30 protein-coding genes are annotated in these 25,049 nt (G+C 47.6%); 11 read left to right on the plus strand and 19 right to left on the minus strand.

Features of this window, described 5'->3' with window-relative positions:
• The first annotated feature begins 74 nt into the window (after window positions 1-74).
• Together ABV409_RS07750 and ABV409_RS07755 are read left to right on the plus strand one after the other, a co-directional pair.
• The gene (locus ABV409_RS07750; RefSeq protein WP_353877009.1) at window positions 75-851 is read left to right on the plus strand and encodes an MBL fold metallo-hydrolase; all 777 of its coding nucleotides are present in this window, start codon (window positions 75-77) and stop codon (window positions 849-851) included.
• Between the two features lies 1 nt (window position 852).
• Window positions 853-1,353: a hydrolase gene (locus tag ABV409_RS07755; RefSeq protein WP_353877010.1), complete on the plus strand. Its 501-nt coding sequence runs from the start codon at window positions 853-855 to the stop codon at window positions 1,351-1,353.
• Here the strand turns inward: ABV409_RS07755 and ABV409_RS07760 are convergent.
• From ABV409_RS07760 to ABV409_RS07805, 10 genes are all read right to left on the minus strand, one after another.
• Window positions 1,350-2,006: an alpha/beta hydrolase gene (locus tag ABV409_RS07760; RefSeq protein ID WP_353877011.1), complete on the minus strand. Its 657-nt coding sequence runs from the start codon at window positions 2,004-2,006 to the stop codon at window positions 1,350-1,352. The two genes, ABV409_RS07755 and ABV409_RS07760, sit on opposite strands and share 4 nt — an antisense overlap.
• Before the next feature lie 12 nt (window positions 2,007-2,018).
• Window positions 2,019-2,348 (minus strand): hypothetical protein, encoded by a 330-nt coding sequence (locus ABV409_RS07765; protein ID WP_353877012.1) that lies wholly within the window; start codon window positions 2,346-2,348, stop codon window positions 2,019-2,021.
• Window positions 2,349-3,602 (minus strand): dihydroorotase, encoded by a 1,254-nt coding sequence (locus tag ABV409_RS07770; RefSeq protein WP_353877013.1) that lies wholly within the window; start codon window positions 3,600-3,602, stop codon window positions 2,349-2,351. It lies immediately after the preceding gene.
• Entirely contained in the window at window positions 3,599-5,521 is a 1,923-nt protein-coding gene (locus ABV409_RS07775) for a BatA domain-containing protein (protein WP_353877014.1), read from the minus strand. Before ABV409_RS07775 ends, ABV409_RS07770 begins: the two co-directional genes overlap by 4 nt.
• Before the next feature lie 102 nt (window positions 5,522-5,623).
• Window positions 5,624-6,679 (minus strand): glycosyltransferase family 2 protein, encoded by a 1,056-nt coding sequence (locus ABV409_RS07780; protein WP_353877015.1) that lies wholly within the window; start codon window positions 6,677-6,679, stop codon window positions 5,624-5,626.
• Window positions 6,627-7,316, minus strand: a complete 690-nt coding sequence (locus ABV409_RS07785) for an SGNH/GDSL hydrolase family protein (RefSeq protein WP_353877016.1) — start codon at window positions 7,314-7,316, stop codon at window positions 6,627-6,629. The genes ABV409_RS07780 and ABV409_RS07785 overlap by 53 nt, the downstream gene beginning before the upstream one ends.
• A 25-nt stretch (window positions 7,317-7,341) precedes the next feature.
• Window positions 7,342-7,593: a hypothetical protein gene (locus tag ABV409_RS07790; RefSeq protein ID WP_353877017.1), complete on the minus strand. Its 252-nt coding sequence runs from the start codon at window positions 7,591-7,593 to the stop codon at window positions 7,342-7,344.
• A gap of 92 nt (window positions 7,594-7,685) precedes the next feature.
• The gene (locus ABV409_RS07795; protein WP_353877018.1) at window positions 7,686-8,318 is read right to left on the minus strand and encodes a CatA-like O-acetyltransferase; all 633 of its coding nucleotides are present in this window, start codon (window positions 8,316-8,318) and stop codon (window positions 7,686-7,688) included.
• A complete protein-coding gene (locus ABV409_RS07800; protein ID WP_353877019.1) occupies window positions 8,315-8,893 on the minus strand; it encodes a hypothetical protein in 579 nt (192 codons plus the stop codon). The genes ABV409_RS07795 and ABV409_RS07800 overlap by 4 nt, the downstream gene beginning before the upstream one ends.
• Before the next feature lie 3 nt (window positions 8,894-8,896).
• Window positions 8,897-10,384, minus strand: coding sequence for a S10 family peptidase (locus ABV409_RS07805; protein WP_353877020.1), 1,488 nt, complete (start codon window positions 10,382-10,384; stop codon window positions 8,897-8,899).
• 104 nt (window positions 10,385-10,488) lie between these two features.
• Here ABV409_RS07805 and ABV409_RS07810 point away from each other — a divergent pair, with 104 nt between their 5' ends.
• The gene (locus ABV409_RS07810; protein WP_353877021.1) at window positions 10,489-11,619 is read left to right on the plus strand and encodes a Gfo/Idh/MocA family protein; all 1,131 of its coding nucleotides are present in this window, start codon (window positions 10,489-10,491) and stop codon (window positions 11,617-11,619) included.
• A gap of 21 nt (window positions 11,620-11,640) precedes the next feature.
• On the opposite strand, the gene ABV409_RS07815 is transcribed toward ABV409_RS07810, so the two are convergent.
• The 3 genes from ABV409_RS07815 to ABV409_RS07825 are packed head-to-tail and all read right to left on the minus strand — an operon-like array spanning window position 11,641 to window position 13,621.
• The gene (locus tag ABV409_RS07815) at window positions 11,641-12,405 is read right to left on the minus strand and encodes a TIGR02757 family protein (RefSeq protein WP_353877022.1); all 765 of its coding nucleotides are present in this window, start codon (window positions 12,403-12,405) and stop codon (window positions 11,641-11,643) included.
• Window positions 12,402-12,962, minus strand: coding sequence for a CPBP family intramembrane glutamic endopeptidase (locus ABV409_RS07820; protein WP_353877023.1), 561 nt, complete (start codon window positions 12,960-12,962; stop codon window positions 12,402-12,404). The genes ABV409_RS07815 and ABV409_RS07820 overlap by 4 nt, the downstream gene beginning before the upstream one ends.
• The gene (locus ABV409_RS07825; protein ID WP_353877024.1) at window positions 12,959-13,621 is read right to left on the minus strand and encodes an ABC transporter ATP-binding protein; all 663 of its coding nucleotides are present in this window, start codon (window positions 13,619-13,621) and stop codon (window positions 12,959-12,961) included. The genes ABV409_RS07820 and ABV409_RS07825 overlap by 4 nt, the downstream gene beginning before the upstream one ends.
• Window positions 13,622-13,789: 168 nt before the next feature.
• On the opposite strand from ABV409_RS07825, the gene msrA reads away from it, so the two are divergent.
• The 4 genes from msrA (at window position 13,790) to ABV409_RS07845 (ending at window position 17,254) form a co-directional block, all read left to right on the plus strand.
• Complete coding sequence (msrA, locus tag ABV409_RS07830) at window positions 13,790-14,338, plus strand: peptide-methionine (S)-S-oxide reductase MsrA (protein WP_353877025.1); 549 nt, start codon at window positions 13,790-13,792, stop codon at window positions 14,336-14,338.
• Window positions 14,339-14,452: 114 nt separating this feature from the next.
• Window positions 14,453-14,749: a hypothetical protein gene (locus ABV409_RS07835; RefSeq protein WP_353877026.1), complete on the plus strand. Its 297-nt coding sequence runs from the start codon at window positions 14,453-14,455 to the stop codon at window positions 14,747-14,749.
• Between the two features lie 111 nt (window positions 14,750-14,860).
• Entirely contained in the window at window positions 14,861-16,195 is a 1,335-nt protein-coding gene (locus ABV409_RS07840; RefSeq protein WP_353877027.1) for an alkaline phosphatase D family protein, read from the plus strand.
• Between the two features lie 3 nt (window positions 16,196-16,198).
• Complete coding sequence (locus tag ABV409_RS07845; protein WP_353877028.1) at window positions 16,199-17,254, plus strand: succinylglutamate desuccinylase/aspartoacylase family protein; 1,056 nt, start codon at window positions 16,199-16,201, stop codon at window positions 17,252-17,254.
• Between the two features lie 64 nt (window positions 17,255-17,318).
• On the opposite strand, the gene folE is transcribed toward ABV409_RS07845, so the two are convergent.
• Entirely contained in the window at window positions 17,319-17,984 is a 666-nt protein-coding gene (gene folE, locus ABV409_RS07850) for a GTP cyclohydrolase I FolE (protein ID WP_353878153.1), read from the minus strand.
• Window positions 17,985-17,998: 14 nt separating this feature from the next.
• A complete protein-coding gene (locus ABV409_RS07855; protein WP_353877029.1) occupies window positions 17,999-18,421 on the minus strand; it encodes a MerC domain-containing protein in 423 nt (140 codons plus the stop codon).
• 92 nt (window positions 18,422-18,513) lie between these two features.
• Between ABV409_RS07855 and ABV409_RS07860 the strand changes: the two genes are divergently transcribed.
• The 4 genes from ABV409_RS07860 to ABV409_RS07875 are packed head-to-tail and all read left to right on the plus strand — an operon-like array spanning window position 18,514 to window position 21,348.
• Window positions 18,514-19,149, plus strand: coding sequence for an ABC transporter ATP-binding protein (locus ABV409_RS07860; protein WP_353877030.1), 636 nt, complete (start codon window positions 18,514-18,516; stop codon window positions 19,147-19,149).
• 26 nt (window positions 19,150-19,175) lie between these two features.
• On the plus strand, window positions 19,176-20,483 hold the full coding sequence (locus ABV409_RS07865) for an ABC transporter permease (protein WP_353877031.1): 1,308 nt from the start codon (window positions 19,176-19,178) through the stop codon (window positions 20,481-20,483).
• Window positions 20,476-20,913 carry a hypothetical protein gene (locus tag ABV409_RS07870; RefSeq protein WP_353877032.1) on the plus strand — a complete coding sequence of 146 codons (438 nt, stop codon included), beginning with the start codon at window positions 20,476-20,478 and terminating at the stop codon, window positions 20,911-20,913. The genes ABV409_RS07865 and ABV409_RS07870 overlap by 8 nt, the downstream gene beginning before the upstream one ends.
• Window positions 20,914-21,348, plus strand: coding sequence for a hypothetical protein (locus ABV409_RS07875; protein WP_353877033.1), 435 nt, complete (start codon window positions 20,914-20,916; stop codon window positions 21,346-21,348). It begins immediately after the preceding gene.
• Window positions 21,349-21,447: 99 nt separating this feature from the next.
• Here the strand turns inward: ABV409_RS07875 and ABV409_RS07880 are convergent, their stop codons facing one another.
• Genes ABV409_RS07880 through argE form a run of 4 tightly spaced genes read right to left on the minus strand, consistent with a single transcriptional unit; the run spans window position 21,448 to window position 25,049 of the window.
• On the minus strand, window positions 21,448-22,026 hold the full coding sequence (locus tag ABV409_RS07880) for a HupE/UreJ family protein (protein WP_353877034.1): 579 nt from the start codon (window positions 22,024-22,026) through the stop codon (window positions 21,448-21,450).
• Window position 22,027: 1 nt separating this feature from the next.
• Window positions 22,028-22,534 (minus strand): DUF6702 family protein, encoded by a 507-nt coding sequence (locus tag ABV409_RS07885; RefSeq protein WP_353877035.1) that lies wholly within the window; start codon window positions 22,532-22,534, stop codon window positions 22,028-22,030.
• A 22-nt stretch (window positions 22,535-22,556) separates the two neighbouring features.
• Window positions 22,557-23,825 carry a dipeptidase gene (locus ABV409_RS07890; RefSeq protein WP_353877036.1) on the minus strand — a complete coding sequence of 423 codons (1,269 nt, stop codon included), beginning with the start codon at window positions 23,823-23,825 and terminating at the stop codon, window positions 22,557-22,559.
• 54 nt (window positions 23,826-23,879) lie between these two features.
• Window positions 23,880-25,049: an acetylornithine deacetylase gene (argE, locus tag ABV409_RS07895; RefSeq protein WP_353877037.1), complete on the minus strand. Its 1,170-nt coding sequence runs from the start codon at window positions 25,047-25,049 to the stop codon at window positions 23,880-23,882.

Here is a 25,049-nt window from a genome sequence, read left to right on the forward strand (position 1 = left end):
TAGGAGTTGTCGGTGTTAACAAAGTTAATAAGTTAGGAAAATCTTTTAAACAAATATGTCATAATTTTGAATCAATGGACGATGGTTTGCAAATTACCTTTTTGGGTACCGGTACTTCCCAAGGCATCCCGATCATAGGTAGCAAGCACCCGGTATGCTTGAGTAACGACCCGAAAGACAAACGGTTGCGGGTCTCGATCTTGATCCAATACGGGGAAGTGAATCTGGTCATTGATTGCGGCCCGGATTTTCGGCAGCAGATGCTGACCCACCCGATCGATCGACTTGATGCCATTGTATTCACCCATGAACATGCGGATCACACAGCGGGTATCGATGATATCAGGCCTTTCTTCTTTCGGCAAGGGGATATCCCCATTTATGTTCACGCCAGGGTATTGGAATCCCTCCAACGACGGTTCGATTACATTTTCGCCGATGAAGATCGCTATCCGGGAGCGCCGGCGGTTCAAGTCAATCTGATCGATAAGGATGTTCCTTTTACCGTGTCCGGTGTGCGTATACAGCCTATTGAAGCCTTGCATAATCGGTTGCCGGTATTAGGGTTCCGAATCAAGGAATTCGCCTACCTCACTGATGTAAAGACCATTGCGGATGAGGAGCGTAAAAAACTAAAAGGCCTTAAGGTATTGGTAGTGAATGCGCTACGTATCGAACCCCACTATTCGCATTTCAATCTCGACGAAGCCCTTGCCTTCGCCAAGGACATTGGGGCCGAACGAACGTATTTTACCCACATCAGTCATTTATTGGGCTTCCATCAAGAAGTCGAGGCCCAACTGCCCGACAACGTCCATTTGGCCTATGACAATTTAAAAATCACCCTTTGATATGAAACGGAATATCTTTCTATACCTTTTTGTTTTTACCGCTTTGATTGCCCTTTTTTTGTTTATGAGGGGAAATAAGACCATAAGTACCCAAGACAACGCCTTGAAAAAAAACGAAGCCGAGATCGCGCAATTGGAAGACTCTATCCAAAACTTACAGCTGCGATTGTTGGATATGCAGTACTTCTCCTTGGAGAACAATGATGATGCCTTGGTGTACTTCGACCATCTGAGGATGGAAAACCCAACCCGGTACATCGAAGATAAATTGTTGGAAACCAACGAACGGCGTGGTGACAATCCTTTGATAGCACCTTTTTACGCAGGGATGGAGAGCGATTTTAAGGTCAATAAGATCAAGGTATTGAACCATCGTTGGTTATTGGCAGACTTTTCCGATGGCAAATATTGGGGGGATCTCATCATCAACTATGAGGTCAACGATGACCTTTCGGTCTCATTTCAAGTGATCGACCACCTCTTGTATACCCGGAGCAACTAAAGGTCTTCTTCCAGCCAGGCTTTGAAGGAGTAAAAATTCTGGGGGGATACCCCATGCCCTACGGGAAATTCTTCATAGACATGGGCGACGCCCAAATCGTTGAGGAAGGCAGGCGTACGTTGCGCCCATTCCAAAGGAATGACTTGGTCTACTTGACCGTGAGAGGCATAGATTCTTAGGCTATCGTGTGGTTTTTGATCATAGTCGGAAGTTAGGATACCGTTGTTGATATACCCACTCAACGCCACTACCTTATTGATTTTTTCAGGATAGGAAAGGGCCACCGCATAGCTCAAAATGGTACCTTGGCTGAATCCTATCAAATTGATGTTGGTCGCGTCAAGCCCATAGGCCGATATGGCCTCATTAATGAACCTGACAATGCGCTCCCGTGACGCAATGGCCTGTTCGTCATCGCTCCATTTCCCTTGTTCGGCCTCGAAATTGATGGCATACCAGGCATGTCCGAAAGGTTCTAGCCGATAAGGGGCTTGCACCGAAATAACGAAAAAACGCTCATCCAACTCACTGGCAAAAGAAAACAGGTCTTCTTCATTACTCCCGTATCCGTGGAGCATAATAATCGCAGGTGGGTTTTCGATTCCGGAAGCTGGACGTATCAAATGGACCAAGGAGAGTGGGGCGGGGGTCATAGATCTTTCGTTTTACTGGATGAAAGTAAACCATTTTTGGAAATAGGGCCCGATGACGGGTAGCACCGATCGTTTTCCTGAAATAGCCCCGATAAAACCATAGCCCCAGAGGACCAGGTAGAACAAGTAGAGCCCCATCCATGCAAAAAGAAAGTCTGAGTAATTGAACACAATGGCCAAGGCATGAAAACTAATATGGGTGCCGAAGGCTTGCCTCGTATGCATTCGCGCAAACCCGTTCTTCGGTTCGAGGTTCATGGTAATGGCGATCAAACTCCCCACTAGGGTCAAGTAGGCGATGATCGCGGTGGTTTTTCCTTGTTGTACCTCTTGATCCGACATTTATATATACAGCTGGTTATTGTTGACTACCCCATAAACCTTCCCTTTAGTGGGTTGACCGATGAAGAGACTGTTCTTCGAAGTGGAAAGGATCGATGCCGAATCGAAAGTCCCATCGACCGATGGATCGAAAAGGGTAAGACAAGCAAGTTCCCCTTCGGCGATTTTTGGGGTTTCGAGACCGAAACGTTCACGGCCTTTGGTCAACAGTCCGATCGTTTCGTCTAAAGATAAATGCGCATTTAGGATACCAAAGGCACTTTCGAGGCCGATGGTTCCGTAGGTGGCATTGTCGAACTCCAAGCGTTTGCCTTCGATAGCGATCGGTATATGATCCGAAGTCACGAAATCAATGGTGCCGGAAGCCAATCCTTTACGTAAGGCTTTTTGATCTTTTGTAGTACGCAGTGGCGGATTCACCTTGGTGTTGCTATCGAAAAGCTCTAAAACCCCATCGGAAACGAAAAGGTTATGTATGGCCACACTGCAGCTGACGTCCAACCCCCTTTTCTTGGCATCGCCAATCATTTTAACGGCGTTTTCGGTCGATATGGTGGGCAGGTGGAGTTTGCCACCGGTATATTCCAATAACTGTAAATCACGAGCTACCTGCAGCTCTTCGGCCAAATGCGGAATCCCTTTAAGTCCAAGTTTGGTAGCTATGACCCCTTCGTTCACCATACCCTGTCCTTTGATATGGTTGTCTTGTGGAAACGAACAGACCAGGCCTCCGAAATTTTGACAATATTGCAAGGCCAACTTCAAAAGGTTCGCATCACCCAAACTCTTTTTATGATCGTAAAAGGCCACCGCCCCGGCCTTGGCCATGTCGTATAGTTCAGCCAATTCAGCTCCCTTGGCCTGCTTGGTCAAGGTACCCATGGGATGCAATCGACATGCTTTTTGTTGCCCGCGGTCCTTCAAAAAGATTACTCCGGGACTCGAGTCCGGTAAGGGTTCCGTATTCGGGTTCAAAACGATATCGGTAAAACCGCTTTTGGCGGCAACGGTCAATCCATGTGCGATGGTCTCGCGTTCTTCGAAACCCGGTTCCCCGAAACATACCCCCGAATCGAACCAACCCAGACTCAGGTGGAGGTTCGGAAGTTGCACTTCCCGAATTCCCTTTTGCGCTGGGATCTTGGCACTGATTTTTTCAATGCGTCCGTTTTTGATCAGAAAGTCTCGTTTTTTTAAATGAAGGGAAGGTGTGGTGGGAGCTAGTATTGTGGCTGACTTCAGAAGTACGTTCATGCAAGAAATTTTTGTAGCAGTAATTCCACCAGAGCGAAAACCAAGGCAAAAATAACAAACCATTTCCAATACGCGTATACCGCGTCTCTTTCTTCTAAGGTTTCGAAAAGGGAAGGTACCGAATCATATACCTGAAAATTGGGCCGAACCTCAAGATCAACATAGCCCGCTTTGCTTTCATCACGTAGATGGTTGAAGGCGAAACGTTGGATGGAGTCGGAGTCACTTACCGCAGTGTAGATGCCCGCTGATGGCACGCTGTTGGTATCGGTGATCAAGCGCACCTTGCTGCCCAGTGCCCGTTGCTGCGGAATACGTTGCTGTTGGCCTTGATACAGCGAAACGATATCATCTTTGTCAAGACGTAATTCGAGATCGATCTCATTGCGATGCTCTACATTGAAATACAGGGCATTGCCCTTTAAGCTCTCCAAGCCCATACGGTAAAAGGTCGGAACGATCAGTGGCGCACTTCTAAAATTCGAATGTTCACGATCTAAGGGAGCCGAAAAGACATAGATGTTATCGGTCTCATATAAAAAGCCACTATCATCAGCGAACGAAAGTATTTTGGAAGCACCGGTGTCAAGATCATAAGCAAGATCTACCTGTGGAAATTCGAAATTGCTGATCTGCTTTTCGAAAACATTCTCAAATAGGGGATGGGAAAAATCGATTTTCGAGATTTTTTTGCTTACCGGGGCCCCTTGATTGAACTTCATCGGGAAGAACCGACCCAAAAAGGCCGAGTAGGTGGTTTCATCGATGGCTGCCCCGGGAACGATGACCATCGCCCCGCCTTCGGCATGAAAATTACCTAATTGATCTTGAAGGGTTAACGGAATCGATTCGAGACCGTTTAAGACGACTAGGTTTTGACCGGCTATACTGCTGTAGTTCAATCGTTCTATAGCGGTCGAAGTCAGCTCGAATTCATCTTCGGTATAAATACGTTCCAAATAATCGCCGCCGGCCCCATTGATCGCGAGCACCTTGATTTTTGGACGCTGCCCGATGGAGAAATAAAAAGTGTTGTCGTAAGATAAGCCATTGTCTTGAACGGAAACCGTACCCAATATGGGTTCATCGATCGGAATGGAGAAAACCACTTGGTTCTTTCCGGTTGACGAAGGTTCGATGGCACTTTTTGCGATAAGCCGTTCTCTATCGAACATGGAAACCGGCACCTTTTCTTCATCATCGAGGCCCGAAACCTCTATGACCAACTCCCTTTGGCGATTCAAGGTCTTGCCGAAGTATACCGAGTCCAAGGCAATGTTCCGGGTGGCGTCGGGGCTTAGTCGCACAGCATGGATATCCGCTCCTGTAGTTGGGAAGCTATCTTGGATAAAATTGGTTTGGAAATCGGAAATGACCACTAAATCGGATAGGGAGGTCGATTCGGGATCCATCAGGGAAGCGGCTTTTTGAACTACTTGTTCAAGGGACAACTGTTTCGTTCTGGGCGCGAGTTCCAAGAGTTTGTTCGTCAGATGGGATGCCTTGACCTTCGTAAAAGTCTCATTGTTGGTGAAAAGGGTAATCGGGGTCTCTTTGGGTAGTTTTTTGATTAAATCCTGTACCGCAATCTCAAAAAGTTCCTGACCATTCGATTTGGCTTGCATACTGAAGGAATCATCGAGATAGACGACCCATTCTCGGTCCGGGTTTTGGGCTTGTTCCGAAAAGTGGGGTTGGGCGAAGGCCAAGACCAGGGCGATTAAAATCAAACACCGTGTCAACAGCAACAGCCAACGTTTCAAGGTGTTGCTTTTCCTCGACTCGGAAACCACCTTGCGCAACATCGCAACGTTCGTAAAGGCGGTTTTTTTAAAACGACGCAATTGGAAAAGATGGACGATAAGCGGCAAAAGCAGCAACAAAAGCGCCCATAAAACTTCTGGATGTTTAAACTGCATGTTCTGATTCGATTCGATAAAGATAGCGTATTCCCCAAAAGCCGATTCTTATGGTGGTGTTAAGGTTTGCACCCGCTTCATGTACTTTTCGGGAACTGCCGGTTAGCAAAAAAAGTAGTGGTCTGTTGGCGAAGACAGCCCTTTGTCCTTCATAAAGCCCTTAATATGGGCTTGGGCTTCGGCATTGGCTACGGTAACGATACTTTGTGGACGCTCCAAGGATTCCAAAAGCCCGTAATGGAAAAGCGGAACCCCATAGATTTTTTTACCGATTTTTTTTGGGTTATCACATAACCAAGTAAAAGGGACTTTTTCGCTAACCAATCGTTTGGCCGTATACTTGCCTTTATACCCTGCACCCCATATGACCAAAGGTCTACTTGCGTCATGATCGAGTTGTAGAAAATAGTCAAGTTTGATGTCCAAGAAGTAATTTTCCGCATAGTGTTCATGGGTGCGTGAGGTACGGGTGTCGTAATCACGCCATAGGTGAAGCACTTTTTGACAGGGGATCACCTTGATTCGGTGCTGGTAAAATCGAAAAACCAAATCGTAATCTTCAGGATAGCGTTCCCTATTGAAACCACCACAAGCTGCGAAATCGCTACGGTAAACCATCCAGCAGGGTGACGGGATGACACATTCCTTGTAGATTTCATCGTAGTTCGTACCCTTTTCCGTCAAGCCGTTCAACCATTTTTCATAGCGCTGGTAACCGTCACTGATGCCTCGGTCAGAGAAATAGGAGACCTGGCCAACGGCAACATGGCCTTTTCCATGCGCTTTCAAAACAGTGAGCATATGTTCGAGCCGCTCGGGCTTCATGATGTCATCGGAGTCCATTCGGGTGATCCATTCCCCTTGGGCATATGCATATCCCGTCTGTAGGGCAGCGATGATTCCATTGCCGGAATTCTGGTAGACCTTGATCCTGGGGTCGGTGCGGGCATATTCGATGGCAAGCTCGTAGCTCCTATCGGATGACCCGTCATTGACTGCCAAGACTTCCCAATCGGCATGGGTTTGATCCTGGATGGAATCGAAACATTCGGAAATAAAGGCCTCCGTATTCTTAAAGGGAATAATGATGCTGACCAAGGCCCGGCTATTCCAAAAGTTCGCTAAGCGTTTCCCCGACCAGGCGTTCCATAACCGCATACCCGGCTTTGGTCAAGTGGACTTCGTCGGTGGTCAATGCTTCAGGTAAGCCGTTGCGGTCATCGGCCATGGCCGAAAAATAATCAAGATAGGGCACGCCTTTTTCTTGAGCCATGTTGCGCAACAGGGTATTGAGTTTCGGGATATTAATATTAGGCGCCTTTCCGGGCCGCCAAGGATAATCATAAGCCGGTAAGACCGAGCACACCACCGGGGTTACGCCGTTTGCCTTTGCCAACTCCACCATCGATTTGATATTGTCATGGATTTGCTCAAGGGTCATCGGGCCTGTATTGCCCGCGATGTCGTTCGTACCGGCCAATATAAGTACGACCTTGGGTTGTAAATCCAGCACATCTTGGCGAAAACGCAAGAGCATTTGGGGTGTGGTTTGCCCACTGATACCCCTATTGATGTAGTTTCCGTTACTAAAAAACGAAGGGTTGGCGTTTGACCATCCCTCCGTAATACTATTCCCCATAAAGACTACACGGTCTCCAGCACCGTCCTGATGGGCAAGGGCCTGGTTCGCGGCTTGGTATTTGTTGAGGTTGGCCCAATCTTGGGCGGTGGTCATGGCCGGCTTGAAAAAATTGAGCAGCATGAAAAACAGGATCATTCGATTGGTTAGGCGCATCAAATCATTTTTCTAAAAATACGGATTATTGTATTAGCCAGAAGACCAACATTGAAAGCCCGGTCAGCAGGATGATGAACGCCAATAGCCCTTTTAGCCAAAGTTGGCGGTTATAGGCCCGCATTTGTTCACGAACGCGCAACACATCGGTTGTGGTCGATGGTTTTACGTGAAGTTGCGTAATGGAAGGGGTTCCGAATACGTCCTCTTTGGTTTTACGTTTTCTTTCCTTTAATAAACTCCTATTGTATTTATAACTGACAATTGCATGGGACATGGTGTTGCTTTTTTGATTGTTGATACTGCACTATATGTATCAAAAAAGCAATAATTGTTACATTATATTTAATAATTTAACAATTTTAATAATTATATATTTAAATTATTGACATATTCCTGAATATCTTCAAAATACCTCCCCATATACCGACCGTCTACTAAGGCGTGGTGCGCTTGCACGGATAACGGCATAAGGGTTTTTCCTTGTTGTTCAAAGAATTTACCCCAGCTGAAGCGAGGTACCGAATCGTGTGGGTGGTAACTCATGGCATGTTGCATGCTGGTAAAACTGACCCATGGAATCGCCGATAGGAACAAGTAGTCGTCACGTCCAGGTTCATCCTCTATGGAGGGATCGGTCTTCATACGTTCGCGAACCACTTCGGCCGATTGCAAGAAAGCCGTCCTATCAGCATCGTAGGGCACCGTACAGAAACTGAACACGTCGGTTTGTTCGTTCGGAACGGTAAAGGAGGGGTGCACAGCTTGGTGCTCGATGACTTCCCCTTCGCGAATACGCCATCGGAATTCCTTGATGTTATTTGCGACCGAAGCTATGGCATGCACCAAACAATAGGTTAGGGGCAATTCGTTTCCCTTGATGTGATCGAGGAAAGAAGAGACATCGATATTCGCACAAATATTGAAATGGGGATGGTTCATCCCATTGAAAAATTCGAAATGCTTTCTTCTATGAGGTTGGTCAAAAACGATTTTTTTCATTCGGGCTTCGGTGGGGTTATCATGATATGGGCCCTATGGGTACCGGGATCCATCAACCAAGCATGCCCTGGAGGTGTGGGAGTGGTGGGTAGGCCCGTACTTTCCCCGGTTGCGAACGGCATGTAGAACACATAGCGTACATATGGATTATCTATTTCTTGGGTCACTTCGTTATAATCCCCTGAAAAAACACATAGGGTCGCTTTATCCGGCATGGGCAAGGTGCCGGCTTTTACTTCCGCTTCACGAATGTCAAAAATTTCCTGAAAACCTTTTCCGGCGGCTTTAAGTTCACGGCCCCTGGCCATGAAAGGTTCCAGGTCCTTGTGATAGGCAGCGGTCGAAAAAGATGCTGCTTTGGGATCGTCGGCTATCGCAATGTAGGCGTTCGTACCTTCTCGAAGTGTGATGAACGCGCCCGAGCTATCATAGCCATAGACCATGGCCCCATCTTTGTAATCTTGGGGCACGGCCATCAAAGCGGTTTCGATTTGCCAGGCAGCAGGTGGTACGTCTTGGGCAAGGGCCCCAAATGCCCAAAACAGGGCTAAAAATCCAAGTGCATCCCATTTCATAGCTTAATATTTTGCAGCTTTGCCGTTGGTCGCCGTTCGTACGATAAAGGCCCGAAGGTCGTCATTGGCCTTTTTTAGGTCTTCGCGTCGCAGGTACATCATATGCCCCGAACGGTATCCTTTAAACTCAAATCGATCTTTCATGCGCCCACTGGGATCGACCTGCCACATTGTATATTTCGCATTGAAATAGGTGGTGGCCCCATCGTAATAGCCCGATTGTACCAAAACGTTCAAATACGGGTTTTGGGCCATGGCCTGCCGCAGGTTATCGCGGGTATTGTCGTCATCATTGTTCCACGGATGGACAGGACCGAACATGTTGTATTTGATATCGGTCTTGAATTTCAACTCCTCTTGCAAGTAATAGTTGATGGCAGGGGTAAAGCTGTGTAACCAGGAAGTGAGTTCTGCCGAGTAGTCAGGTCGAGCACCGAATAATTGGCGATCGATACCCAAATAGCGGCTATCCAAACGCCCGACATTGTAGCCGCCATTATCCTTTAGGAGATTTTTCCAAAAGAAACGGGTGGGCACATCCAAATTATGGTCTAGGATGTCCTTTGCATCCAGTCCGGAATAATAAGCCATTTTTTGTGCGACTTCCTGGCGCTCCGCTTCTGCTATAAAACCCCCTTTTGCAATGGCCGGTATCAAGGTATTGATGGTATATTCCTCGGCCTCCGGAAGCACCTCCAAAAGGTCTTTGGACTGCAAAGCCGGTGGTAAGGCTTTGTGGTGCCAAGCCGCAGCGGTATAATAGGGGAGGTTCAGCGCGCTTGAAACCGGACCGCCGACTCGAATGACTTTGTAATCGGCTGGTGACACCATAATGACCCCGTTGAGGTACATCCATTGCTGGTTTTGCAAGGCCAAAGAAAGGCCCATTACACGGGTGCCGCCATAACTTTCCCCAATAATGTATTTTGGGGAACGCCAACGGTTGTTGCGGGTCACGAAGGTATTCATCCATTCGGCCAGGTATTTGACATCGGCATTGATCCCGAAGAATTTATCACGGTCGACTTCCTTGCCCTTTTCAGGGATGGTCCTTGAATAACCGGTATTCGCTGGGTTGATGTACACGATATCGGTCACGTCCAAAACGGAAAAGGGATTGGACTTTACCCCATACGGTTGTACCGGATAGCCTTCGTCGTCGATTTTCAGCACCCGGGGTCCGGTATACGCCAAATGCATCCAGACCGATCCTGATCCCGGACCACCGTTGAAGGAAAATAAGATCGGTCGCGATGCCCGATCTTTGATATTGTTGCGGGTGTAATACGTGTAATGCAAAGAAGCTACGGGTTTGCCCATTTCGTCCCAAACGGGCTGGGTTCCGGTTGTTGCGGTATAATTCATGGCCGTGCCATTGATGGTCACGCTATGTTGGGTAGTGACCGTGGTATCGATCGGTAATTTCCGATTTTGGCCGTTCAAAAAGAGGCAAGCCGAAAGGAAAGCCAGTAGGAGCAAGGAGTTTTTCATTTTAGATGGATTAGTCTTTTTAAAAGTAGCGATTTTGGTTAAGAAATGTGAAACATTTGTGATTTGGGAAATAGGTGCCGTACCTTAGGGAGAAACCACCTCTTATGGCAAAGATCGACCGGAGACGATTTAACAAGACCCTGACCAAGGGCATTGGAGCTGCAGCCTTGACCGCCCAGTTGCCCCTGACCCTATCAATGGCCCAAAAGCGAAAGCGCCTTGGCGTTGCCTTAGTTGGACTGGGTGGGTATAGCACCTATCAATTGGCACCCGCCCTTCAAGACACCGAATTCTGCCATTTGGCCGCCATCGTGACCGGAACTCCTGCCAAGGAGGCCCTATGGGCCAAACGTTTCGGCATTACCAAGGACCATATCTACAACTATTCCAATTTCGACACCATCAAAGACGATGCTACGGTGGATATTGTTTACGTCGTCTTACCCAATGCCATGCATGCCGAATTCAGCATCAGGGCGGCCCAAGCCGAAAAACATGTCATTTGCGAGAAACCGATGGGGATGGATGTGCAGGAATGCGATGCCATTATCGATGCCTGCAACCAAGCCAGTGTCAAATTGGGGATGGGGTATCGGCTACATTCGGAGCCTTACACCCAGGCCGTCAAACGGTTCGTTCGAGAGAAAACCTTTGGTGCGGTGGTTAATATGGATTCTGAAGCGGCCTATACTTCCCGAGGCAATCCTGACCAATGGCGACTTGATAAAAAGCTTTCCGGAGGTGGAGCCTTGATGAATATGGGATGTTATGCGATCCAGGGTTTGATCTATGGGTGCGGAGAGAATCCGATTTCGGTGACCGCCCAAGAGTTCAGTACCCGACCCGAATACTTCAAAGACACGGACGAGACGATTACGGCCCAATTTGAATTCGCCAGTGGGGCCACTGGAACGATGTTGACCTCGCACAACCAAAACGCCAACAAGCTACGGGTAAACTGTAAGAACGGATGGTATGAATTGGACCCCGCAAGCACCTACATCCCCCTTGCCGGTCGTACTTCAAAAGGCCCACTACGATTCGAACAAGTTAGCCAACAACAATTGCAAATGGACGATTTCGCCAAACACATTCTTTTCGATGCCCCCAATCGGGCCCCTGGCGAGATGGGCAAACGCGATATGGAGATCGTGGCCGCCATTTACCGTTCGATCGCCACTAAGGGGTCCAAGCAGTTTTTTGATTTTGCCTCGGGCTATGGAATGGGAGGTTAACGGGAATTATCTTGTAGTCCTTCAAAACTTTTCAAAAACCCCTAAACCAAATAACGCAAAGTCGTATTTGACGGGGTCAATTGCATCCAATTTTCGCAACTGCCGATCTAGTTCCAGAAGGGCTTTGGCGTCGTTCTGTTTGCGACGGAGCAGCTTAAGTTGTCTGGCTACCCGACCCGAATGCACATCAAGGGGGCAGGATAATTTCGAAGGGGGAATGTCTTTCCAAATCCCGAAGTCAACCCCTTTGGCATCCGACCGCACCATCCACCGCAAAAACATATTGATCCGTTTGGCGGCGGATCCCTTTTCAGGATTCGAAACGTGCTTCACCGTACGTTTTTCATGGGGCAAGGAGAAAAAGAGGTTATGGAACTCCGCAATTGCCGTTTGGAGCCCCGATGCATCTTGATGGCGGGTAAATACTCCTTCCAATCCGTCATGGTTGGCATACAGATGCTGCAATGCAGTCACAAAATACCGGAGATCGGTCCCATTGAAAGTGCGATGTACGAATCCATCCAATGCCTCCAGCTCTTGTGAGTCGTGTTCCATGACGAAATCAAAAGGGGATTGCTGCATCAACGCCATCAATCGCTCTGCATTGTTGATGATGCTTTTGCGATTGCCCCAAGCAATGGTGGCCGTGAGAAACGCACTGATTTCGATATCTTCCTTTCGTTTGAACCGATGTGGGATCTGTATAGGGTCGTTTTCCAAAAAGGAAGGGTGTTCGTAAGCGGTAGCCTTTTCATCCAAAAAAGCTTTTAGTTCCGCTTTTTTCATGCAAAAAGGTTTTTGAATACCATGGCTAAAATAAAAGGCCCCAGTATGATGCCGTTAAAAGCGGCATGCAAGAGCATCGCATGAAAGAGGCCTAGTTTTACGCGGATGTACCCCAAGAAAATCCCGCTGATCAACTGGGGCAGGACCAACAACGGCGCCCACCAGATCGAAACGTCATAACTCGTGAAGTTGAAGAAATGGATGGCTGCAAAACCCAAGGTCAAGAAATAGAATACCAAGGGAAACAGACTTGAATTCTTAAAAAGACCCATTGGGGCCCTGAAAATCAGTTCCTCCATCAGTGGTGCCAAAATGATGGCCAAACCAAAGATCATCAAGGGGGAGTATTGTTCGAACATCTGGCTGACGGCATGATCACCGAAATCGATCCCAATGGCTGTTTGCAAAATGTTCAAGAACATCCCGGCGCAGACCGAAAGCACTAGCATCCAGACCAAGAGCCCGAAAAACAAACGAAGCTGGAGTTTTTTGGTAGCACGTAATCGGACATACTCCGGATTGCGAAAAAAGCGCCAAACACGCAGCGGTAGGATCATGGGGCGATGTTTCCGTCGATGATGGTCAACTTTCGATCGGCCATATCGGCCAGGGTAGGATTATGGGTCACGATGATGAAGGTTTGACCGAACTCATCGCGCAATTGGAAAAACAGACGATGCAGGTTTTCCGCACTTTCCGAATCGAGGTTGCCACTGGGTTCGTCGGCAAAAATCACCGAAGGCTTGTTGATCAAAGCCCTAGCAACGGCCACCCGTTGTTGTTCACCGCCCGAAAGCGCTGAAGGCTTGTGATCATAACGGTCTGAAAGACCTAGAAAATCGAGCAATCTTTTGGCCTCGGTTTCCGCCTCGTTTTTTGTTGTTCCCTTGATAAAGGCAGGGATGCACACGTTTTCAAGTGCCGTAAACTCGGGTAGGAGTTGGTGGAATTGGAAAATAAAGCCGATTTGCTCATTTCGGAAACGGGCAAGTTGTCTGTCGTTCAAGCCGGTGACTCGTATGCCATTGATGTCCAATTCCGCTGCACCGACATTACTGGGCGTGTCCAACGTACCCAACAATTGCAAAAGGGTCGTTTTGCCAGCCCCTGACGGACCGACTATGGCTACGACTTCACCTTTATCGATGTTTAGACTGACCCCTTTCAAGACCTTGAGGTCGCCATAATTTTTTTCAAGTTGTTTCGCTTGGATCATGGGCTATAATTCAAGTTGAAAGTACGCATTCGTATCCACCCCACAAAAAACACGCTTTAAAAAGGAATCCAAAACTTTTACGACTATTAAGCATACGTTAAAAAGAAGTGTTCCTTTTGGAATTTCAAAAAAAATGTTGAACTTTTACATTAAATGAATAAACAAAATATGGACGATTTTAAAACTGCCATTTTCGCCAATGGATGTTTTTGGTGCACCGAAGCCGTTTTCCAGCGGATTAAAGGCGTGCGCGATGTGACTTCTGGATATACCGGAGGTCATATAAAAAATCCGGCCTATCGTGAGGTGTGTAGCGGCCGAACCGGCCATGCGGAAGCCATTCGAATCGAATTCGACCCAGAGGAAGTAACCTTCTCTGAATTGCTTGAAGTCTTCTTTGCCACCCATGACCCGACGACTTTAAACCGTCAGGGGAACGATGTTGGAACCCAGTACCGCAGTGAGATTTTCTATACTTCGGAACAGCAACGGGTAGAAGCGGAAGAATTTATTGCCTTATTGGAGGAGAAAAGGGTTTTCGCCTCGCCTATCGTTACCGCGGTATCGGCCGAAGCGCCTTTTTATGAGGCTGAAGACGCACATCACAACTATTACAATGAGAATCGTTCGCAACCGTATTGTCAGATCATTATCGATCCAAAGATCAATAAGTTGAGTAAATATTATGCAAATAAGTTGAACACGGTCACCACCTGACAAGGTGTTGGTAACGAAAGGAATGTGAAAGGGGAGCTGAAGGGTTCCCCTTTTTTTTGTTGGAAATTGATCGGCCATCCGGTTTAGTTAGCGGTTTTTGATTATTTTTCAATCATGTCAGCGAAGAAAGATAAACGCGTCAAATACTTACTACTGGGATTGTTACTCGATTTGATCGGGATGTCTTCCTTGCTCATTCCGGGATTAGGCGATTTCCTGGATGTGATCTGGGCACCCATTGCCGGGTGGTTGATGACCCGGATGTATAAGGGAAGGATCGGTCAAGCCGCAGGGGTCGTTACCTTTATTGAGGAATTGGTGCCCGGCCTCGATATCATCCCCACCTTTACCATCATGTGGGTCTATACCTACCTGTTATCCGGAAAGGATGCGAAGGCTTCCAAAGAATGATGCTCCGAAGGGTACGTAAAGGCAACTTTTTCGAAACGGTTTCTTTATTTCTTTGGCTCAATTATTGGTTACCTTAGCTTGCAAACAAGTTTTTTCCTAAAACACCATACCATGAAAAATTACCTACTGCTCGCTGCAGTAATTTGTCTTAGTTGGTCTAGCCTGGTCGGGCAAGATGTATTGCAATCAGGGCCGATGGTCGGGTATTCGACCATGCGGGAAGTGCTCCTATGGGCCCAAACGACCGAACAGGCCGTGGTGCATTTCGAATATTTCGATAAACAAGATCCAGAACAGCGATTCAAAACCGAACCGGTAACCACCGAATCGGGCAATGCCTTTGTGGCCCGCTCGATTGCGGATAAGATCCTACCCGGAAAAACATACGGTTATGAATTGTTCATAAACGGTGAACGAATCGAACGTGATTATCCAATGGAATTCCAATCCCAGACGTTATGGCAGTGGCGTACCGACCCCCCGGAAATCCGGTTTGCCGTTGGCAGTTGTAACTACGTTAACGAAGAACGGTTCGACCGACCGGGCACGCCTTATGGCAGTGAACATGAGATCTTCGGGGCGATACACGAAAAAAATCCTGATTTTATGTTGTGGTTGGGCGATAACACCTACCTCAGGGAAGCGGACTGGAATTCGCGTACCGGTTTCCTTCATCGGTACACGCATACCCGTTCGTTGCCTGAAATGCAGCCATTGTTGGCTTCGACCCATCACTACGCGATTTGGGACGATCACGATTTTGGACCCAATAATGCCGATGGTAGTTTTTGGCTGAAGGATACGGCATCGGAAATATTCAAGTTGTTTTGGGCCAACCCGAATTTCGATGTGATCGGCAAGGGAGGCATCACCGGGGTCTTTCAATGGGGAGACCTTGACTTTTTCTTACTTGACAATAGGTATTACCGAACATCGAATGAAAATTTCGCCGCCGAACGTGAACTTTTGGGCAAAGCACAGATCGATTGGCTGATCAATGCGTTGGCTTCAAGCAACGCCCCGTTCAAATTCATCGCTATTGGCGGCCAGGTCATTAGCACCGAGGCCATGCACGAGAACTACGCGACCTTTCCGACCGAACAGCGGTATCTGCTCGAAAAGATCAGGGAAGCGCGAATCGAGGGGGTCATTTTTCTTGATGGCGACCGACATCATACCGGGTTGAGCCGCATGCAGGAAAGTGATAGGGTGTATCCCATTTACGATTTGACCTGTTCTTCCTTAACCGCGGGTGCCCATGACAATATGGAAGAACGCAACCAATACCGCTTGGAAGAAACCCTGTATGGGAAGCACAATTTCGGAATCTTAACGGTAAAAGGGCCCAGGACCGATCGGGTCTTGACCATGGCCATCCATGACAAGGATGGAGCGGTGGTTTGGACCAAGGACATCCGTGCACGGGATTTACGCTACAAAAGATAAAAAATGACGATTATAAAACGTAACCTAGTATCGGGTTTTGTCGGCTTTTTAGCGTACACGCTGGGCGCACAAACACCCATGGAAGACCTGATCTTAAATACTTCACCTGCCGGTAAAACAACCTTTAAGCTGGAAGCTTCCGATAACCAAGGCAATTCAGGATACCTGCCAGTAGTGGTCGTCAAGGGCAGTACCCCTGGCCCCGTTTTCAGTATCGTGGCCGGTGTCCATGGTTACGAATATCCTCCGATAATCGCCACCCAGGAACTTTTAGCGGAAATCGACGCCACGCGATTGAAGGGCACCTTGATCGTCGTACCAATCGCCAACCGGGCCTCCTTTCTTGGACGTGAACCTTTTCGGAATCCACAAGACGGTGTGAATTTGAACAATGCATTCCCCGGCGATGCTGAAGGTACCATTACCCAGCGTTTGGCTGACATCATCACCCGCAAGATCATTCCGCATAGTACCGTTTTTTTGGATATCCATGGCGGGGATGCTTGTGAAGACCTGATTCCGTTCGTATGCTATTACAACAATAGGGAACAAGCCGAAAATACGGCGGTTGCCAAACGCCTTTCCGATACTGCCGGCTTCCCTTATGTGGTTTCCTATCCGTATACCATCAAAGCGACCGATCCGGCCAAGTATGCTTTTAAACAAGCCGTCCAGGATGGGAAGATCGCATTGAGCATCGAAGGTGGAAAATTAGGGAATGTGCAGGAAGAGGTGGTTGCACTCATTAAAAACGGGGTATATCGCATGCTCGTCGGGATGGGGATGTGGGAGCTTGAAACCTTAGCAGCAACAGTGCCTATCCAATTGAATTCACAGACCTATGTGCGTTCGAAGGTAACGGGCATCTTCCATACCACGATGAAGGCCGGTGATGCCGTAAAAAAAGACGAATTGCTAGGTTATGCTACCGACGAATTCGGTAACCGTTTGGAAGAATACCGTGCCCCGAATTATGGGATCATCCTATACCATTTGGCCACCCCGCCGATCAACAAAGGGGAGACGGTAGCTTGCGTTAGCACCTATAAGGAAGAATAGCGCAGCTCGTTTCCACTGCGTTACCGAGTTCATACGGATGGTTCTTTCGGAATTGATCTTGTCGTTAGGCGTTGCGACCGTCTTGGATCAACCCATAAAATTCATTGCGTAGTTGTTCGTCTTCAAATGCGCCACCGTATTCCACCGTGGTGGTAAAACTTTCCTTGTCTTTGATACCCCGTGAAGAAACACACAAATGTTTGGCGTGGACCACTACGATCACATCGTCGGTCTTCAAGGTTTCTTTGAGATCGTTTCGGATTTGAAGGCACAGCCGTTCCTGAACTTGTGGGCGGTGGGCATAATAATCGACCAATCGATTGATTTTCGAAAGGCCGACCACTTTATCTTTCGGAATGTAGCCGATATGCGCCTTCCCGACGATGGGTAAAAAGTGATGTTCACAGGAAGAATCGATATTGATGTCCTGTTCGACCAATAGTTTGCGGTATCCGTATTTGTTTTCAAAGGTCGATACCTTCGGCCTGTTGCTGGGGTCCAACCCGTAGAACAGTTCTTTCACGTACATCTTGGCGAAGCGATAAGGAGTACCTGATAGGCTGTCGTCGTCCATATCAAGACCCAAGGTTTCCATGATTTTTCCAAAGTGGTGTTGGATCTTTTCTATTTTTTCTTGCTCGCTTAGCATAAAGGCATCGGCCCGCATCGGGGTATCGACCGAAGTCGATACATGCTGGTCGCCAAGCGCTTCGATTTGTTCGATATTCATTTTGGACGTTCGCATTACGATTCGATTTGTTCGGTAGCACAGCAATCGGCTTCACCGCATTGACAATATTTCCGATTGTAAAGGTGAAAAAAGATCAGGGCAAGTGTCGGCAGGTAAATCACTTCCTCCATCAGATGGTACCAACCCATTTTCTCATTAAGTAGGATAAAGGCCAAAACGATCCAACTTCCCCATAAGGCCACTTGCATCCAGGTTTTGGAACTGGTCTGTGCCGAACGCCAAACCGCTGCCAAGGATATGATTAAAAACAGGATATCCAAAGTGCCCCACCATTCCGGGTGGGCTTCAGCATGGCCCGCGATCTCCGCCTGTGCGACAAAAAGAAAAGGGGTGGCCAAACAATGGATCAGACACAAGGTACTTGCCGCAGCACCCAAAATGTTCGGTTTGGCCGTTAAACGCAGGGAACTCAACATATACGATGTGTTTTTAGAATTGGAATGCAAAAATAATCCAAAAATTTTAACGCAACTTAGTCGCATTTAAAATTCTTCTTAATTTTGTTCATATGGGATTCGCAGTACAGTGTTCAGACCTTCAATTCGATTATGGAGCGACGCAAGCCTTTGAATTTCCGGATGTATCCTTGGCATCCGGTGAGCATCTCTTGATTTTAGGACCTTCAGGGGTGGGAAAAACTACTTTTCTCCATTTACTTTCGGGTATTTTACCCGCCAGTAGCGGTCAAATAGCCATTAATGGAATCGAAATTACCGAGCTGGGAAGAAAACGCCTTGATGCCTTTCGAGGTGAGGAAATCGGGTTGATTTTCCAGCAATATCATTTTGTAAGATCTTTGACCGTGGCCGAGAATTTACGCCTGCGCCAACAGTTTCCTAAACAACAAGGGGATAAGGCGTATTTGAAGGGCATCGCTGAGCGCTTAGGTCTGACCGACCATTTGAACAAAAGTGTCAACCACTTAAGCCAAGGTCAGCAACAACGACTTGCCATCGGACTCGGGTTGATCCATAAACCCAAAGTGGTTTTTGCCGACGAGCCGACTTCGAATCTTGATGATGCGAACTGTGAAAAGGTCATTACCCTCTTAAAGGACGAGGCAGACCTCTGTGGCAGCAGTCTGGTCATTATAACCCATGACCAGCGGGTCACCCAACATTTTCCAAATCAGATCGTCTTGTGAATTTAGCGTATTTAGCTTACCGAAACATGATCTCGAAACCGTTGAATATGGTTTTGAGCCTGCTCTTGTTGGTATTGAGCGTATCCTTGGTCACGTTCATCCTCCAATTGAGCCAACAACTGAACGGTCAAATGGATAAAAACATCGCTCCGGTCGACATGGTCGTTGGGGCCAAGGGGAGTCCCTTGCAATTGGTGCTTTCTTCCGTTTTACATATCGACGCCCCTACAGGCAACATTCCCTTAAAAGAAGCCGAACCCTTGATGACGCATCCCTTTGTCAAGATGGCCATACCAGTTTCCTATGGGGATAACTACAAAGGGTACCGACTTTTGGGTACCGAACCCTCCTATATAGATGCTTATGGCGGGACCCTAGCCAATGGGCGTTTGTTTAAAGAATCCTTTGAAGTGGTCGCGGGGCACCAAGTCGCCACCAAATTGGGCTTGCAGGTAGGGGATACATTCGTTGGCGCCCATGGTTTGGCCGCTGAAGCTATTGATGTGCATGATGACAAACCCTATACCGTTGTGGGTATTTTGAATCCAACTTCTACGGTCTTAGATCAGTTGCTCATATCGAATTTGGCCAGTATTTGGGAAGCCCATGATCACGAAGGACACGATCATGGCGATGAGGCCGAACATGATCATGACGACCACGATCACGAAGGACATGACCATGACGACCACGATCACGAAGACGAAGGGCATGATCATGAAGAACACCCTGGTGAAGGGCATGATCATAGCGATGACAGTGAAGCGGCCCATGAACATAAGGAAGAGGATTTGGAAATCACTTCGCTATTGGTCAAATTCAAGAACCCTATGGCTTTGGTACAATTGCCGCGTTCCATCAATGAGAACACCAACATGCAAGCGGCCTTACCAGGTTTTGAAATCCAACGCTTGACAGGCCTCTTGGGTTCCGGTGTCAAGACGATCAACGGTATCGCTTTGGCCATCTTGTTCGTTTCGGGCTTTAGTATTTTTATCAGTTTGTTAAAAACGATCCGTGAACGACGGCAAGAACTCGCATTGTTACGGACTTATGGACTTGGAACCCGTAAATTGCTGTATCTTGTACTCTTCGAGGGACTGTTTTTGGCGGTTCTAGGCTTTGTCGCAGGGTGGCTTTTGGGGAGATTGGCATTAAAATTGGTGTCGAACTATATGATAGCGACCTATGGGTACGCCCTTGATATCAGTGGCCCTGACCTTACGGAACTTTGGTTCTTCGTTGCGACCTTACTGATTTCAGGTCTGGCCGTTTTGTTGGCATCGACCTCGATTTTTAAATTGGACATTTCAAAAGTATTGGCAAATGAATAAAATGGTGGTACTGGTATTGGTGCTCGTAGGCTTTTTACAAGCCCATGGACAGGTAGACCTGACCTGGTCTGATTTCGCCGACATTACCTTTGAACCGGAATACAATGAGAAGTATGACGTGCATTTTTTGAAACCTAATTTCGGCGAGAAGATCAAAGCCTATCAGGGCAAAGAGGTACGTATTACCGGATATTTTTTGGATATTACAGGTTCTGGGGAGGTATTGCTGATTTCAGCCAACCCGATGGCCACTTGTTTTTTCTGTGGGGCCGCGGGGCCAGAAAGTATCATTGAAGTCGATTTCAAGGACTTTCCTTCGTTTAAGACCGATCAGGTCATTCGGGCCACGGGAATCTTGGAATTGAATCGCGATGATGTTGACCAAATGACCTATGTGCTCCGAAAGGCGAGTGCCCAATTGATCCAATAAATGAGATACCTAATTCCCGTTCTTTTTCTATTAGTTACGATTAGGGTTTCTGCCCAGGCCGTTTTGGACTGGAATGACCTCGAACGCGGTATTTCATGGGAAGAAGGAAGTGTGGACGCCACTTTCCCAGGCTTTTTACAGGCCGAATATTCTGAGAAGCTTTCGAGTTTGGAAGGAAAGGAAATCTCCTTGATCGGATATCTGATCGTTCTTGACGGTATACAATCCATTTACATGCTTTCCAAAAACCCGATGGCAAGCTGTTTTTTTTGTGGAAATGGGGGACCGGAAACCGTATCGGAAGTGTTTTTCGACGAGAAAAATTCCTTTAAAATGGACGACCTGATCATGGTCACCGGAATACTACGATTGAATCGAAACGACCCGTCTCGTACCTATTACCTTATTGAAAAGGCCAGTGCTTTCGGAAAATGACACGGCTTGGAAGTTGTAGCATAGTTTCCAATTGAGCCTTTCCATCCAACAGCATACGAACCCTAACCATCCTAAGAAAAGCATTATTGCCCTTGGGTTTTATAGGTTGTCCAAAATGGATACGAAGGAAATTCCCGCCGCAATACCCGAAACGATAGCCGTCCAAACACGGAGTTTGACCTTCAAAGCGAACAAAAACACAAAAGACAGGGCGATGATGCCCAGTACGATGAGTAGTTGCCCGATTTCGATGCCGAGATTAAAGCCCAAAAGGGGCACTATGATATCAGAGGTGCCCATGATCAAAGCTTTGAAATAGTTTGAAAAGTCCATTCCATGGATAAAACCGAAGAACAGGGCCATGGCATATTTAGGTGCCATCCTCTTGCTGCTGGTTCCAGTTGTCGGGGAAATAACATTATGTAGGGCCGTGATCAGAATCGTAGCGGGGATCAAGACTTTGATGATTTTGGAAGGAATGCTAACGACATCCAAGGCCACTAGCGCAAGGGTCACACTATGCCCTATGGTAAAGGCGGTGACCAAAACCAATATTTTGCGCCAGGCCCTTAGTTCATAAACCGCACATAAGGCGACCAGGAACAGGATATGGTCATAGCCGGCCAAATTCGAAATATGTTCAAAACCCAGTTTTAAATAGAACTCAAACGGATGCATATCAAAATTTCAAATAGTGGACCGCGGTTTTCTTGTTCAGCATCATACTTTTGGAATCACCATGGGCATGTACGTAAACGATATTGTTTTGATCGAAAAACAAATCAGTGAAAACGGCATTTTTGATTTCCATTGATTTCGGGGGTGTGGCCTGTCGGTATTCGAAATACACCCATAGGGCCGTATTTTCACCCTCACCACCCAATTTTTTCCTTTTGATTTTGAGCGGAAGCTTTTGTCCGTTCACCTTGACGTAAAAAAAGCGATCGAGGTACCTCAGTAGCAAGCGTTCGGCATGCGCTGCTTCGTTGGGTTGGCAAAACGCCAGTTCCTTGCTTTCCGGATCGAATACCAAGGCTTCGTTAACGTCAGTTAAAAACAACTTGAGATTAATGGTAACTAGCTGTTTTGTAGGGACATATTCAATCTCACATAAAGACAAACGCAAGGGGTGTGCCGTTGCGTAGATGCTGCACAACAGCGCTAAATATGTGAGAAGGATCCGCAAGCTCTTTTTTGATTTATTGGGATTAGGAAGCGGATTCCTTGGCGATAGCCTGTACTTCCTTGAATACCCGGATCAGGTTACCGCCCCATATTTTTTCGATTTCAGCTTCGGTATACCCGCGACGTACCAATTCGATGGTGATGTTCATAACTTCACTGGCATCGAAGATCCCTTCAATACCGCCGCCGCCATCAAAATCGCAGCCTATGCCCACATGATCGATGCCCGCAACCGATACGATATGGTCGATATGGTCAACGACGTGTGTGACCGTAGCCGGTGGTTCTGGAAACTTCTCATTGATTTCATTAAATGACTTACGCAAGGCTTGGCGTTCCTCATCGGTCATTTCAGAAATCGGTTTCATGGAGGCCCGCAATTCGGCAATTGCGGAATCCCTTGCCGCGTTAGGTGGCGCCGTCCTCAGATAGTCGGCCAACATGGTCAGCTGTACGACTCCGCCATTGTCGGCCATTAATTTCAGCATTTCATCGGTCATATTCCGCTGGTGATCAGTGACGGCCCTAGCATTGGAATGACTGGCGATGATCGGGGCTTTCGATAAGGCTACGGCATCATAGAAGACACTGTCGTTTCCGTGCGAGACATCCACCATGATGCCCAAACGGTTCATTTCAGCCACGACTTCAGCACCGAAAGTACTGATACCCCCGTGCTCGGGACCATTCGGGTCGGTAGCGGAATCTGCGATATCGTTATTCGAGGAGTGTACCAAGGTGATGTAACGTACCCCTTTGTTGAAATAGGTTTCGATATTGCTTAAGTCGTTTCCGATCGGATATCCATTTTCGATGCCGATGTAGATCGCACGTTTTCCTTCTTTTTCTAGGGTATAAGCGTCTTCGGGATTGAGTGCCAAACCGACCACATCGGAATTTCGTTCCGTTGAGGCGATGACCGAATCGATCATCTGTAGGCAAAGGGCCTTTGCCCGACCATGGCCATCATCATCACGGATATCCTGTGCCACGAAGGCCGCGAAGAAAATAGCGTCCAAATCCCCTTCCTTCATTCTGGGATAATCCACCTTGGATCCGGTTTCCTTGGGGTCGTGCCGTTCTGCCATATCGAAACCGGGTTCGATCATTCGAAGTGGCGTATCGGCATGGGTATCGAGGGTGAGCACGCGTTTGTGGATTTCCAGTGCGCGTTGTACCAGTTGCTCTTCCGTTTCCGTTTCGGCTTCGGCAGCGGCTTTGTTGTCTTTACAAGAACTGATCGCCACGATGGCAAGGATCGGGAGTATGGTGGTTAGGATGGACTTTCGCATTGGTTTTGATTTATTATTGTTGTAGTTAAAGATACGATAAAAGACCGCCGAAGATCAAGAAAAGGATGTTGATGAAAGTTCGGAGACCAGCACTTGTAACATTTGGGTCCCTTTGGTCAATTGTTCCTTGTCGATAAATTCGTCAGCACGGTGGGCTTGGGCAATGGAACCGGGTCCGCAAATAGCCGATTGAAAGCCTTCGTTTGCAAATTGCCCTGCCTCTGCGGCATAGGATACCGTATCCCAGTTCGAATTCCCTGTAATACGTTGTATGAGTTCGACCACGTCATCATCTTCCTTGGTATCCAAATGGGGAACCGGTGGGTGGTTTTCAACGGTTTTGATTTCAAAACCGGGAAATACCTTACGCAACTCCTGCTCGCGTTCCCTACAGAAGGTTTCGAATTCCGAAACGATGCCATGGATGTCGTCCATGGGAATGGTTCGAAGGTCCCAGTAAAAGTGGGCTTTATCGGCAATGACATTTGGGGCTATCCCTCCATTCACCAAACCGATATGGATGGAAGAGTGGGGGGGATGGAAGCGTTCATCGATACGCCCTTCGGCGATAAGGCTGTTCATTTTTTCTTCCAGCCAGAGAATCAATCGCATGGCCTCATGGATGGCACTGACCTCTTGCTTGATGCGACTGCTGTGGCCAGCGGAACCATTCACATAGGTCTCCAGGATGTAAATCCCCTTTTGGCCCACGATAGGCTCCATCATCGACGGCTCACCGATTATGGCGTATTTCGGTGTTTCCGTATAGTACGCATTAATGTCCCGTGCAAGTTCAGGTGCGGCCAAACAGCCGATTTCCTCATCGTACGAAAAGGCGAAGTAAATCGGTTTTTGAAGGTCGGCTTTGACCATATCAGGTAAAACCGCTAAACAGCAGGCCAAGAACCCTTTCATATCACAGGAACCCCGGCCATACAATTTACCATCCCCCTTATCGGTCAGAACAAAGGGGTCCGTGCTCCATTCCTGGCCTTCGACAGGTACTACATCCATATGTCCGGAAAGGATTACCCCGCCATCCACGGCAGGTCCGATACGGCAATGCAAGGAGGCTTTGGTCCCTTCTTCATTGGGTACCAAATGGACTTCGATCCCTAGGGCTTCGATTTCGGATTTGATCCAATTCAGGATACTTAGATTGCTTTGCCCACCCAAGACGGGAAAAGACACCAATTTTGCGAGAATAGCTTCTACATGCATCAT

Origin of the sequence: Flagellimonas algarum, from assembly GCF_040513375.1 — a bacterium.
GTDB classification, from domain to species: Bacteria; Bacteroidota; Bacteroidia; order Flavobacteriales; family Flavobacteriaceae; genus Flagellimonas_B; species Flagellimonas_B algarum.